10 protein-coding genes are annotated in these 12,376 nt (G+C 67.9%); 6 read left to right on the top strand and 4 right to left on the bottom strand.

The window, feature by feature from the left end:
- Positions 1-17 precede the first annotated feature (17 nt).
- The 3 genes from NF20_RS26150 (at position 18) to NF20_RS08130 (ending at position 4,178) form a co-directional block, all read left to right on the top strand.
- On the top strand, positions 18-446 hold the full coding sequence (locus NF20_RS26150) for a hypothetical protein (protein WP_224112776.1): 429 nt from the start codon (positions 18-20) through the stop codon (positions 444-446).
- Between the two features lie 87 nt (positions 447-533).
- Positions 534-2,702, top strand: coding sequence for an excinuclease ABC subunit UvrB (gene uvrB / locus NF20_RS08135; protein ID WP_003876248.1), 2,169 nt, complete (start codon positions 534-536; stop codon positions 2,700-2,702).
- Between the two features lie 57 nt (positions 2,703-2,759).
- Positions 2,760-4,178 (top strand): MFS transporter, encoded by a 1,419-nt coding sequence (locus tag NF20_RS08130; RefSeq protein WP_033717251.1) that lies wholly within the window; start codon positions 2,760-2,762, stop codon positions 4,176-4,178.
- 2 nt (positions 4,179-4,180) lie between these two features.
- On the opposite strand, the gene NF20_RS08125 is transcribed toward NF20_RS08130, so the two are convergent.
- A complete protein-coding gene (locus tag NF20_RS08125; protein WP_033711501.1) occupies positions 4,181-4,903 on the bottom strand; it encodes an MgtC/SapB family protein in 723 nt (240 codons plus the stop codon).
- Between the two features lie 52 nt (positions 4,904-4,955).
- The gene (locus NF20_RS08120; protein WP_033711502.1) at positions 4,956-6,539 is read right to left on the bottom strand and encodes a glycosyltransferase family 39 protein; all 1,584 of its coding nucleotides are present in this window, start codon (positions 6,537-6,539) and stop codon (positions 4,956-4,958) included.
- 285 nt (positions 6,540-6,824) lie between these two features.
- Between NF20_RS08120 and NF20_RS08115 the strand changes: the two genes are divergently transcribed.
- Positions 6,825-7,268, top strand: coding sequence for a universal stress protein (locus tag NF20_RS08115; protein WP_009977337.1), 444 nt, complete (start codon positions 6,825-6,827; stop codon positions 7,266-7,268).
- Positions 7,269-7,285: 17 nt separating this feature from the next.
- Here NF20_RS08115 and NF20_RS08110 read toward each other — a convergent pair whose 3' ends face one another.
- Complete coding sequence (locus tag NF20_RS08110; protein ID WP_031348918.1) at positions 7,286-7,972, bottom strand: MBL fold metallo-hydrolase; 687 nt, start codon at positions 7,970-7,972, stop codon at positions 7,286-7,288.
- A 107-nt stretch (positions 7,973-8,079) separates the two neighbouring features.
- Here NF20_RS08110 and uvrA point away from each other — a divergent pair, with 107 nt between their 5' ends.
- Positions 8,080-10,995: an excinuclease ABC subunit UvrA gene (gene uvrA / locus NF20_RS08105; RefSeq protein ID WP_033711503.1), complete on the top strand. Its 2,916-nt coding sequence runs from the start codon at positions 8,080-8,082 to the stop codon at positions 10,993-10,995.
- Position 10,996: 1 nt separating this feature from the next.
- Here uvrA and NF20_RS08100 read toward each other — a convergent pair whose 3' ends face one another.
- The gene (locus NF20_RS08100) at positions 10,997-11,233 is read right to left on the bottom strand and encodes a hypothetical protein (RefSeq protein WP_033711504.1); all 237 of its coding nucleotides are present in this window, start codon (positions 11,231-11,233) and stop codon (positions 10,997-10,999) included.
- 374 nt (positions 11,234-11,607) lie between these two features.
- Between NF20_RS08100 and NF20_RS08095 the strand changes: the two genes are divergently transcribed.
- Complete coding sequence (locus NF20_RS08095; RefSeq protein ID WP_031354147.1) at positions 11,608-12,327, top strand: hypothetical protein; 720 nt, start codon at positions 11,608-11,610, stop codon at positions 12,325-12,327.
- Positions 12,328-12,376 lie beyond the last annotated feature (49 nt).

Here is a 12,376-nt window from a genome sequence, read left to right as displayed (position 1 = left end):
AGCTCTTGCAACACATAGTGAACCAGAACCAGTTTGCCAACGCGGCAGAAGGGCATTACACGTTTCTGGTGTCGCACGCATGGACAGAAGGGCCGATGATGTACCTGGTGTACCAGGCTCCGCCATCCGACATCAGTTGGGGCTTGGTCCGCGACACCAGAGAATCGATCCTCGACCCGAGTCCCTGGCCGGACGTAGATGAGGCAGTGCTGTACTACTACTTGCTAGATCTCGAGGAGAATTGGCCCGGGCACTTTTCCCGTCAGCCCGGGGAAACCGACACGATCTGCTGGAGAGGCGATCGACACCCAGGCCTTCCAGAACACCCATCAGACATCGACGATGAGCATCGCTACACGCCGACGGCACCGTCGTTGGCGCAGCACCGCCCGGAGCAAACGCATCGGGTGGTCAACGAACCGCGCTTGTACGCCGACCCACCGTGATCGATCCGGTCACCGCGCGACCAGCGTGAGCCACCTTCGCGAACCCGCCCCGCCGCACTTGTCGGTGATCGCCTCTACCCTGGTGACATGGCATTTGCCACGGAACATCCAGTAGTCGCGCATTCGGAGTACCGCCCGGCCGAGGAGGCCGTCGAAGGGCTGGTACGAGCCGGCGGCCGCTTCGAGGTGGTCAGCCCGCACGCGCCGGCCGGTGACCAGCCGGCCGCCATCGACGAGCTCGAGCGCCGCATCAGGGCGGGGGAGCGCGACGTGGTGCTGCTCGGGGCCACCGGCACCGGCAAGTCGGCCACCACCGCCTGGCTCATCGAGCGGCTGCAACGGCCCACGCTGGTGATGGCGCCCAACAAGACGCTGGCCGCCCAGCTGGCCAACGAACTGCGAGAGATGTTGCCGCACAACGCGGTTGAATATTTCGTGTCGTACTACGACTACTACCAGCCCGAGGCGTACATCGCGCAGACCGACACCTACATCGAAAAGGACAGCTCCATCAACGACGACGTCGAGCGCCTCAGGCACTCGGCGACCTCGAGCCTGCTGTCGCGCCGCGACGTGGTGGTGGTGGCCTCGGTGTCGTGCATCTACGGCCTGGGCACGCCGCAGTCCTACCTGGACCGCTCGGTGGAGCTGCGGGTCGGCACCGAGGTGCCCCGCGACGCCCTGCTGCGGCTGCTGGTCGACGTCCAATACACCCGCAACGACCTGTCCTTCACCCGCGGCTCGTTCCGGGTCCGCGGCGACACCGTCGAGATCATCCCGTCCTACGAAGAGCTGGCCGTGCGCATCGAGTTCTTCGGCGACGAGATCGAGGCGTTGTACTACCTGCACCCGCTGACCGGCGACGTGATCCGCCAAGTCGACTCGCTGCGGATCTTCCCGGCCACCCACTACGTGGCCGGCCCGGAAAGAATGGCCCACGCCATCTCCACCATCGAGCAGGAGCTGGCCGAGCGGCTGGCCGAACTGGAGGGCCAAGGCAAGCTGCTGGAGGCCCAACGGCTGCGGATGCGCACCAACTACGACATCGAGATGATGCGCCAGGTCGGATTCTGCTCGGGCATCGAGAACTACTCGCGCCACATCGACGGCCGCGGCCCGGGCTCGCCGCCGGCCACCTTGCTCGACTACTTCCCGGAAGACTTCCTGCTGGTCATCGACGAGTCCCACGTCACCGTCCCGCAGATCGGCGGCATGTACGAGGGCGACATGTCGCGCAAACGCAACCTGGTCGAGTACGGGTTCCGGCTGCCGTCGGCCTGCGACAACCGGCCGCTCACCTGGGAGGAGTTCGCCGACCGCATCGGCCAGACGGTCTACCTGTCGGCCACCCCGGGCCCGTACGAACTCAGCCAGACCGGCGGCGAGTTCGTCGAGCAGGTGATCCGCCCCACCGGGCTGGTCGATCCCAAGGTGGTGGTCAAGCCGACCAAGGGGCAGATCGACGACCTGATCGGCGAAATCCGCAAGCGCACCGAGGCCGACGAACGGGTGCTGGTCACGACGCTGACCAAGAAGATGGCCGAAGACCTCACCGACTACCTGCTGGAGATGGGTATCCGGGTGCGCTACCTGCACTCCGAGGTCGACACGTTGCGCCGGGTGGAGCTGCTGCGCCAGCTGCGGCTGGGCGAGTACGACGTGCTGGTCGGCATCAACCTGCTGCGTGAGGGCCTCGACCTGCCCGAGGTGTCGCTGGTGGCGATCCTGGACGCCGACAAGGAAGGCTTCCTGCGGTCCGCGCGCAGCCTGATTCAAACCATCGGCCGCGCCGCCCGCAACGTCTCCGGCGAGGTGCACATGTACGCCGACACCATCACCGAGTCGATGAAGGAGGCCATCGACGAGACCGAGCGGCGCCGGGCCAAGCAGATCGCCTACAACGAGGCCCACGGCATCGATCCGCAGCCGCTGCGCAAGAAGATCGCCGACATCCTCGACCAGGTCTACCGGGAGGCCGACGACACCGACACCGTCGAGATCGGCTCCGGGCGCAGCATGTCCCGCGGGCGGCGCGCCCAGGGCGAGCCCGGCCGGGCCGTTAGCGCCGGCATCGTCGAGGGCCGCGACACCACCAACATGCCCCGCGCCGAGCTGGCCGACCTGATCAAGGACCTCACCGCGCAGATGATGGCCGCGGCCCGCGACCTGCAGTTCGAGCTGGCCGCGCGGTTCCGCGACGAGATCGCCGACCTGAAGAAGGAGCTGCGCGGGATGGACGCCGCCGGCCTGAAATGAGTTTGCTGGCAACCGATCTCCAGCTCGCATCGCCGCGGCACGCCATACGGTAGAGGGGTGACGGATGCGGCGACCATCACCGGCGGCTGGCGAGAGCTGCTGGGCGCCAGGTATCTGAGGACCTCGATCCTGCTCGCCGGCGGGGTGGCGCTCTACGCCACGAATGAGTTCCTGACCACCAGCTTGTTGCCCAACACCATCGCCGAGATCGGCGGCAGTCGGCTCTATGCGTGGGTGACGACGCTGTATCTGGTCGGCTCGGTGGTCGCGGCCACCATGGTCAATCCGATGCTGCTGCGCGTCGGCGCGCGGGCGTCGTATCTGCTGGGGCTGGCCGTGTTCGGCGTCGCCAGCCTGGTTTGCGGTGCCGCACCCGATATGCATGTTTTGATTGCTGGGCGCGCCATGCAGGGGGTGGCCGGCGGCTTGCTGGCCGGCCTGGGCTACGCGGTGATCAACTCGGCGCTGCCACGCTGGTTGTGGACCCGCGGCTCGGCGCTGGTGTCGGCGATGTGGGGCGTCGCGACCGTGGTCGGGCCCGCGACGGGCGGGCTGTTCGCGCAGCTCGGGATCTGGCGCTGGGCCTTCGTGGTGATGGCCGTCCTGACCGCGCTGATGGCGCTGCTGGTGCCGGTCGCGCTGGCCCGCGTCGACCCGGCCCCCGCCATACCCCGGATGAAGGTGCCGGTGTGGTCGCTGCTGATCATCGGTGTCGCCGCGCTGGCGGTCAGCGTGGCGCAGATCCCGCACAACACCGCGGAGACCTTCGGGCTACTGGCGGCCGGGATCATGCTGGTCGGGCTGTTCGTGATCGTCGACTGGCGGATGCATGCCGCCATCCTGCCGCCCAGCGTGTTCTCGCCGGGGCCGCTGAAGTGGATCTACCTGACCATGGGCGTGCTGATGGCCGCCGCGATGGTGAACACCTATGTGCCGCTGTTCGGTCAGCGGCTGGCCCACCTCACCCCGATCGCGGCCGGCTTCCTGGGAGCGGCGCTCGCGCTGGGCTGGACGGTCAGCGAGATCGTCAGCGCCTCCCTGGAGAACCCGCGCACGGTGGGACGGGTGGTCATGGTGGCGCCGCTCGTGGCGGCGTCCGGGCTGGCGCTGGGGGCGGTGGCCCGGCACGGCGACGGGTCGGCCTGGACCGCCGCGCTGTGGGCGGTGGCGCTGCTGGTCGCCGGCACGGGCATCGGGATGGCCTGGCCGCATCTGTCGGCGCGGGCCATGGCGTCGGTCAACGACCCGGCCGAGGGCGGCGCCGCTTCGGCGGCGATCAACACCGTCCAGCTGACCTCCGCCGCGATCGGCGCCGGGTTGGCGGGCGTCGTCGTCAACACCGCCACCGGGGGTGACGAGATGGCCGCCCACCTGCTGTTCACCGTCTTCACCGCGCTCAGTGCGGCGGGGGTGGCCGTCTCTTACGCCGCCACCCGGGCCACCCGCCAGGCGCAGCCGGTCGGCAACGTCGGCTGAATTCAGTCCGTCGCATCATCGGCCGACAGCACCGCGGCGACCCCGTCCACCTCGGCGAAGACGTGCGCCGCATCGGCGATCTTGGCTCCCGACAACGTCATTGACACCGCGACTTCGCCGTCGTCGATGTCGTGCGGGTCGGCGTCGAGCTCGGTGAGCTGCCAGTCGCGCTGCCCGGAAAGACGCAGCAGCTCGCGCAGCACGCCGCGGCCGTTGGCGTAGATGATGCGCAACCGGACCGTGCCGCGCAGCCGCGCATTGAGTTGGCGTTCCACCGTATTGAACGCCAGCGCGCTCACGAAGTGCAGCCCGACGACCGCGATCGCCAGCAGCAGCAGGCCCGCGCCGGTGGCCAAACCGATGGCCGCCGATTCCCACACCGCGGCCGCCGTGGTAAGACCGTGCACCGCACCGCGCCGGGTGATGATGATGCCGGCACCGAGGAATCCGATCCCCGAAACCACTTGGGCCGCAACGCGAGACGGGTCCAGCACGATGCTGCCCGCCGACAGCACGTCGCTGAAGCCGTACTTGCTGACCAACATGATCAGCGCCGAGGAGGTGCCCACGATCGTCTGCGTCCGCAAACCGGCGCTCTTGCCCTGGATGGTGCGCTCCAGCCCGATGAGCGCCGTCAACCCGAACGCCGCGAACAGTTCGACGGCATGCCGCGCGCCCTGCACGCTGCCGCCCAGCAGCGGCGCCCCGGTCAGCCAGATCTGCATGCCGTCAAGCTACCCAGCATCCGGAACTTCACGCGGCCGGCGGCCGTCGTCGTCAGCGGGTGGACTTGACAACCTGCGAGTAGTGGAATTGCCACCGCTCGACGATGTGGAAGCCGAGATAGCCGGGGAATCGATATGCGGGGGCCTGCCCGAATGCGCTGCCCGGTGGCAGCGATTGCCCGGACTGATGGTCGGGCAGCGAGTTGTCCTTATTGGTGATCGTCCAGATGGTCGAGCATTTGTTGATTTTGGCCGTGGTCAGCCAGATGGCGACGTGGCCGTCCCACAGCGTCCCGACCTTGGGGCCGTATGCGCCGCGTTCGACGTCGATCAGTGACCGGAACGCCGCGGGCCGGGTGGCCAACAGCGCGCGGATCGGGCCGGGCCGCCACGGCACGGTGTTGTCCACCAGCAGACAGTCGCCGGGTGCGGCGTGCGAGCCGATCAGGTCGGCGACCTGGCTGTAGTCCCAGCCCTCCTTGGCGTACGGCCAGCGTTGCACGAACAGGTAATTCGGCAGCGCGGCAACGGCGCACAGCAGCACCGCGCCGGCGATGGGCCAGGGGCGGCGGGCCAGCGTGACGATGCAGACGGCCAGCACGATGGCCATCGCGGGCGCGGTGAAGATCAGGTAGCGCGGGTAGTAGATCGGTTCGCCGACGGCCGAGTAAACGACCACCAGCGCGGTGGGAATCACCATCCAGGCCGCGCAGAGGATCAACAACCGGCGCAGGTCGCCCGGCGGCGCCGGCACCCCGGCCAGCCGGGCCACCGCCGCCGCCACGATCAGCACGGCGCTCAGCACGGCCAGCGCGACGCTGTGGTCGAAATACTGGCGCAAGATGATGTCGAACGCGTAATGCCAGCTCACCGGGTAGATCCAGTTGACCTGCCAGACCTGGTTGTGCGCGAACAGCAGGAACGGCGTCATCGCCCCGACGGCGACGGCCGAGCTGCCGGCCCACCACAGCGCCGCCGACGTGCGTGCGCCGCGGGCCGTGAGCAGCGGCAGCATCACGCCGTACACCGGCACCATCAGCACCATGTTGAGGTTGAGCAGGATCGCCAGCATCAACGCCAGCGCGTACCCGACCCACCGGCGGGGCGCGCCGCGCCGGACGGCGGCGACGAACAACACGGTCAGCCAGACGGCGGCGGCGGCCACGAACGCGTACGGGCGCGCCTCCATGCCCGCCCACGTCATGCGGGGCAGCAGGGCGAACACGGCGCCCGCGCACACCGCCGTCCGCCGCGGGGCGAACTGCCTGGTGAACACCGTGACACCGGCGGCCGCGGCCCCGACCGCCAGGGCGCTGGGTAACCGGGAGAAGAACTCGGTGGGCGGGAACAGCGCGAACCAGCCGTGCATCAGCAGGTAATAGGCCCCGTGGACGGCGTCGATATGTCCGAGCAGCCGCCACAACTCGGGCAATGTCCGGTTGGCCGCGGCCGAGATCGTCGCCCCCTCGTCGAACCACAGCGACGGCCGGCACGCCCAGGCGGCGCTGAGCGCGGTGGCGAGCACCGCGATCGCCCACGGATCGAGCAACCTTCCCCGCGGACGGCGAGGCGCAGGTTCGGCGACGATATCCCCGGCGCCCGACTCGAAAGTCGGCTCGAGGGTGGGCATGGACATGATGCTTGTTACTTTAGGGCGCGCCCGGTGCGGCGGCTCACAAACAGCCGCCGGGCTATTCGCCGTCGGCCCCGCAATCGGCGAAAAGCGGCGTAATGCAATGCTTTCCGCGCTGCCCTCGGGGATGGGATTGTTTTGGCATCGGCGAAATTGTCCATTGCCGCAGCCGGGCCCGCCGAATTGGCAAACCCGCCGCGCCACACCGTGTCGCTGATCTACCTCCTCAGCATCGAGCAAACGCGATACTGTCTTGGGTTGGCTGACCAACCGACACTGGGAGGGTAAATGGGCGCCTATCGGACTGTCGTGGTAGGAACCGATGGCTCGGACTCGTCGATGCGTGCGGTAGAGCGGGCGGCGCAGATCGCCGGACCGGATGCCAAGCTGATCGTGGCCTCGGCGTACTTGCCCCAGCATGAGGACGCCCGGGCCGCCGACGCCCTGCGGGAAGAAAGCTACAAGGTGTCGGGCACCGCCCCGATCTATGCGATTCTGCGCGACGCCAAGGAGCGCGCCCACCAGGCCGGAGCGAAGAACGTCGACGAGCGCCCCATCGTGGGGGCCCCGGTGGATGCGCTCGTGCACCTCGCCGAGGAGGAGCAGGCGGACCTACTGGTGGTCGGCAACGTCGGTCTGAGCACCATCGCCGGACGGTTGCTGGGCTCGGTGCCCGCCAACGTGTCGCGGCGGGCCAAGACCGACGTGCTGATCGTGCACACCACCTCATGACCGCTACCGGTTGACCGTTACCAGCCCCGCTCGCGCCATTCGCTGAGGTGGGGGCGTTCGTTGCCCAACACGGTGTCGTCGCCGTGCCCGGGGTAGACGACGGTGGAGTCGTCGTACACGTCGAACACCCGGGTGGTGACGTCGTCGATCAGCTGGTCGAAGTCGCCGGGCTGCCACGTCTTGCCCACCCCGCCGGGGAACAGGCAGTCGCCGGTGAACAACTGGGTGACCCCGCCGGTCGCCGCCCCGTCCAGAGCCAGCGCGATCGAGCCGGGAGTGTGCCCGCGCAGGTGGATGACGTCGAACGTCAGCTCCCCGATGCGCACGGTGTCCCCGCCCGCCAGCAAACGATCCGGTTTGACCGGCAGCGGGCCGGCGTCGATCTCGTTGGCGGCGGTGGGCGCCCCCGTGGCGGCGGCGACGTCGGCCAGCGCCTGCCAGTGATCGAAGTGCTGGTGGCTGGTCACGATCAGCGACAGCTTGGGGGCGTAGTCGCGGATCAGGCCGATCAGCACGTCGGCGTCGTTGGCGGCGTCGATCAGCAGTGTTTCGCCCGTCGCGGAACACGTCACCAGGTACGCGTTGTTGTCCATCGGGCCCACCGACGCCTTTATGATCGTGGCGCCGGGTAGGGTCCGGCGGGCCGCGGTGCCCGGATCGACGTGTCCGGTGTAGTTGTCGCTGGGAACAACCGAGGCAGTCATAGCGGCCACGTTACTGGTCAAACGTTGCTTGTCGGTATGGGCACCTAGCATGGAATGCGCCGTGCGCATACCGGCTGTACGGAGCGGATTCATTGAGAGAGGGCAGCGTGGCTGACCGTCTGATCGTCAAGGGCGCCCGCGAGCACAACCTGCGCGGCGTCGACCTCGACCTGCCCCGCGACGCGCTGATCGTGTTCACCGGGCTGTCGGGATCGGGCAAGTCGTCGCTGGCCTTCGACACGATCTTCGCCGAGGGGCAGCGGCGCTACGTGGAGTCGCTGTCGGCCTACGCCCGCCAGTTCCTGGGGCAGATGGACAAACCGGACGTGGACTTCATCGAGGGGCTGTCGCCGGCGGTGTCCATCGACCAGAAGTCGACCAACCGCAACCCGCGGTCGACAGTCGGCACCATCACCGAGGTCTACGACTACCTGCGGCTGCTCTACGCCCGCGCGGGCACCCCGCATTGCCCGGTGTGCGGCGAGCGGATCGCCCGCCAGACGCCCCAGCAAATCGTCGACCAGGTGCTGGCGATGCCCGAGGGCACCCGGTTCCTGGTGCTGGCCCCGGTGGTGCGCACCCGCAAGGGCGAGTTCGCCGACCTGTTCGAGAAGCTCAACGCCCAGGGCTACAGCCGGGTCCGGGTCGACGGCGTGGTGCATCCGCTGACCGATCCGCCGAAGCTGAAGAAGCAGGAAAAGCACGACATCGAGGTGGTGGTGGACCGCCTCACCGTCAAGGCGTCCGCCAAGCAGCGGCTCACCGATTCGGTGGAGACCGCGCTGAACCTGGCCGACGGCATCGTGGTGCTGGAATTCGTCGACCACGAGCACGACGCCCACAACCGCGAGCAGCGGTTCTCCGAGAAGCTGGCCTGCCCCAACGGGCACGCGTTGGCGGTCGACGACCTGGAACCGCGGTCGTTCTCGTTCAACTCGCCCTACGGCGCCTGCCCGGAGTGCAGCGGGCTCGGCATCCGCAAGGAGGTCGACCCCGACCTGGTGGTGCCCGACCCGGAGCGCACCCTGGCCGAGGGGGCGGTGGCGCCGTGGTCGACGGGCCACACCGCGGAGTACTTCACCCGGATGATGGCCGGGCTCGGCGAGGAGCTGGGCTTCGACGTCGACACCCCCTGGCGCAAGCTGCCGGCCAAGGCCCGCAAGGCGATTCTCGAGGGTTCCGACCACCAGGTGCATGTGCGCTACCGCAACCGGTACGGCCGGACCCGCTCGTACTACGCCGATTTCGAGGGCGTGCTGGCGTTCCTGCAGCGCAAGATGGCCCAGACCGAGTCGGAGCAGATGAAGGAGCGCTACGAGGGCTTCATGCGCGACGTGCCCTGCCCGGTCTGCGAGGGCACCCGGCTGAAGCCGGAGATCCTGGCCGTCACGCTGGCGGCGGGGCGGCACGGGAAGAAATCCATCGCCGAGGTGTGCGAGCTGTCCATCTCGGATTGCGCGGAGTTCCTCAACACGCTCACCCTGGGGCCCCGCGAGCAGGCGATCGCCGGGCAGGTGCTCAAGGAGATCCAGTCCCGGCTGGGGTTCCTGCTCGACGTCGGGCTGGAATATCTGTCGCTGTCGCGCGCGGCGGCCACCCTGTCCGGCGGTGAGGCGCAACGCATCCGGCTGGCCACCCAGATCGGGTCCGGGCTGGTGGGGGTGCTCTATGTGCTCGACGAGCCGTCCATCGGTCTGCACCAGCGCGACAACCGCCGGCTTATCGAAACCCTCACGCGATTAAGGGATTTGGGTAACACGCTGATCGTCGTGGAGCACGACGAGGACACCATCGCCCATGCCGACTGGATCGTGGACATCGGCCCGCGGGCCGGTGAGCACGGCGGCCAGATCGTGCACAGCGGAACCTATGCCGAGCTGCTGGCCAACCAGGACTCGATCACCGGGGCCTACCTGTCCGGCAAGGAAAGCATCGAGATGCCGGCGATCCGGCGCCCGGTCGACCGCCGCCGCCAGCTCACCGTGGTAGGGGCGCGCGAGCACAACCTGCGCGGCATCGACGTGTCGTTCCCGCTCGGTGTGCTGACGTCGGTGACGGGCGTATCGGGCTCGGGCAAATCGACTCTGGTCAACGACATCCTGGCCACGGTGCTGGCCAACCGGCTCAACGGCGCCCGGCTGGTGCCGGGCCGGCACACCCGGGTCACCGGGCTGGACCACCTGGACAAACTGGTGCGGGTGGACCAGTCGCCGATCGGGCGCACACCGCGGTCCAACCCGGCCACCTACACCGGCGTGTTCGACAAGATCCGCACCCTGTTCGCCGCCACCACCGAGGCCAAAGTCCGTGGCTATCAACCGGGCCGGTTCTCGTTCAACGTCAAGGGCGGCCGGTGCGAGGCGTGCACGGGCGACGGCACCATCAAGATCGAGATGAACTTCCTGCCCGACGTGTACGTGCCGTGCGAGGTGTGCCACGGTGCCCGCTACAACCGGGAGACCCTGGAGGTGCACTACAAGGGCAAGACCATCTCCGAGGTGCTGGACATGTCCATCGAGGAGGCGGCGGAGTTCTTCGAGCCGATCACCGGCATCCACCGCTACCTGCGCACCCTGGTCGACGTCGGCCTCGGTTATGTGCGGCTCGGCCAGCCGGCGCCCACCCTGTCCGGCGGCGAGGCGCAGCGCGTCAAACTGGCCGCCGAACTGCAGAAGCGCTCCACCGGCCGCACCGTCTACATCCTCGACGAGCCCACCACGGGGTTGCATTTCGACGACATCCGCAAGCTGCTGAAGGTCATCAACGGCCTTGTCGACAAAGGCAACACGGTGATCGTCATCGAACACAACCTGGATGTGATCAAGACCTCGGACTGGATCGTCGACATGGGCCCGGAGGGCGGGGCCGAGGGCGGAACCGTTGTCGCGCAAGGCACTCCGGAGGACGTCGCCGCGGTGCCGGAGAGCTACACCGGCAAGTTCCTCGCCGAGGTGATCGGCCGTGGCGGGGCGGCGGCCGGCGCCCCGCGCCGGTCGAGCCGGCGCCGCAAGGCCACCGCCTGAGTCAATCCTGCTGCGGCCGCATGGACTCGCGGATCTGGGCCAGCCGCCGTGCGGCGGCGCGTTGCCGCTCGTCGTACTGCTCGGCGACCGATCGGCCTTCGGGCGATTCCGCGTCGAGGTCGGCGGCGCCCTGCGCCGTCGCGTAGCGCGCCTCGATCTTGTCCCGGACGGAATCGAAGGTGGGCACGCCGGCGTTGTCGTAGCCGGCGTCGGCCGGCGTAGCTGATTCGTCGGGCATGCGGTTACGCTACTGCGGCGGCGATCGAAATAGGCAACGCCTGTTGTCACCGTTGGGCGTCAAATCATCGGCACAGACGATTGGGGAAGATTCGTCGCTGCACGCCACATTTTCCATGCTCTGGCCGGGACCGGCGTTAACCATAAATCGGCCGCGACCGCGGTTACTGAACAGTAGCTGTTCTATTCGCCAAATCCCATGCGCCGCTGAGCAAGCGCGCCGTGCAACTTCTTGCCCGAGCCGAAGGGACGTAATTAGCTGCTTGTGCCACAATCACCTTGGTTATTTGTCACGAGTCTTATTAACAAACAAATTGGTGTTGAAGGCTCGGTCAAAAATGGCTCCGATCGTACGGCAAATGAGTGGAGGTAAACATGGAAGCGGCTCAGCTCGCGGCAAGAGAGATTAGCGACGGCCCGTGGCCGGAGACCGGATTCGGCTGGTACGACCAGGCGACGGGTTGTCGGGTCACCGCGTCGACGCCGGAAGCGGAGCCCGAATTGTGGAATCAATATCTGGACGGCGCACTCGAGAGTTATCGCAAGCACGGCCTGGACTGGGTGCTCGACCTGGAGCGGATCAGGGATGGCGCCGACACGACCCTGTTCTTTGCCGCGCTTGACCCCCAAGGTCGGGTCGTCGGGGGGACGCGGGTGGTGGGGCCGTTGCGGTCTCCGGAGGATTCGCACGCCCTGCAGGAGTGGAAAGGAAACCCGGGGCTTCCGCTGCTGCGCTACATGATTGCCAACCGGATTCCCTTTGGCGTCGTGGAAGTGAAAAGCGCATGGACGAATTCCCGCGAATACGGCAATCGGGCCCTTTCCACCGTGCTGGCCCGCACCGCGTTGCCGACGATGACGCTGCTCGGTGCCCAGTTCGTCATGGCCACCGCGGCGGCGCACGTGCTCGAGCAGTGGCAGTCCTCCGGCGGTGTGGTGGCGTCTCGGGTGCCGGCGGCGGCCTATCCCAACGAGAACTACCGAACCAAGGTGATGTGGTGGGACCGCCGCACCCTCGCCGCCCATGCCGATCCGGCGCAATTCAAGTTGATGTGCGCCGAGAACACCGAAATCCTCAGCCGCCTATCGGCATAGGCGATGTCGGCCCGAGGTCGCAAGTTCCGCGTGCCCGATGCGAAAGTGT

Source organism: Mycobacterium sp. MAC_080597_8934 (assembly GCF_000523975.1).
GTDB classification, from domain to species: Bacteria; Actinomycetota; Actinomycetes; order Mycobacteriales; family Mycobacteriaceae; genus Mycobacterium; species Mycobacterium avium.
This window is presented reverse-complemented; position numbering and strand designations above follow the sequence as displayed.

What these genes read in the sequence shown, in the direction of transcription:
- uvrB (WP_003876248.1), top strand. Translation starts at nt 534, where the DNA reads ATGGCATTTGCCACGGAACATCCAGTAGTCGCGCATTCGGAGTACCGC.
- NF20_RS08125 (WP_033711501.1), bottom strand. Translation starts at nt 4,903, where the DNA reads ATGCAGATCTGGCTGACCGGGGCGCCGCTGCTGGGCGGCAGCGTGCAG.
- NF20_RS08120 (WP_033711502.1), bottom strand. Translation starts at nt 6,539, where the DNA reads ATGTCCATGCCCACCCTCGAGCCGACTTTCGAGTCGGGCGCCGGGGAT.
- NF20_RS08115 (WP_009977337.1), top strand. Translation starts at nt 6,825, where the DNA reads ATGGGCGCCTATCGGACTGTCGTGGTAGGAACCGATGGCTCGGACTCG.
- NF20_RS08110 (WP_031348918.1), bottom strand. Translation starts at nt 7,972, where the DNA reads ATGACTGCCTCGGTTGTTCCCAGCGACAACTACACCGGACACGTCGAT.
- NF20_RS08100 (WP_033711504.1), bottom strand. Translation starts at nt 11,233, where the DNA reads ATGCCCGACGAATCAGCTACGCCGGCCGACGCCGGCTACGACAACGCC.
- NF20_RS08095 (WP_031354147.1), top strand. Translation starts at nt 11,608, where the DNA reads ATGGAAGCGGCTCAGCTCGCGGCAAGAGAGATTAGCGACGGCCCGTGG.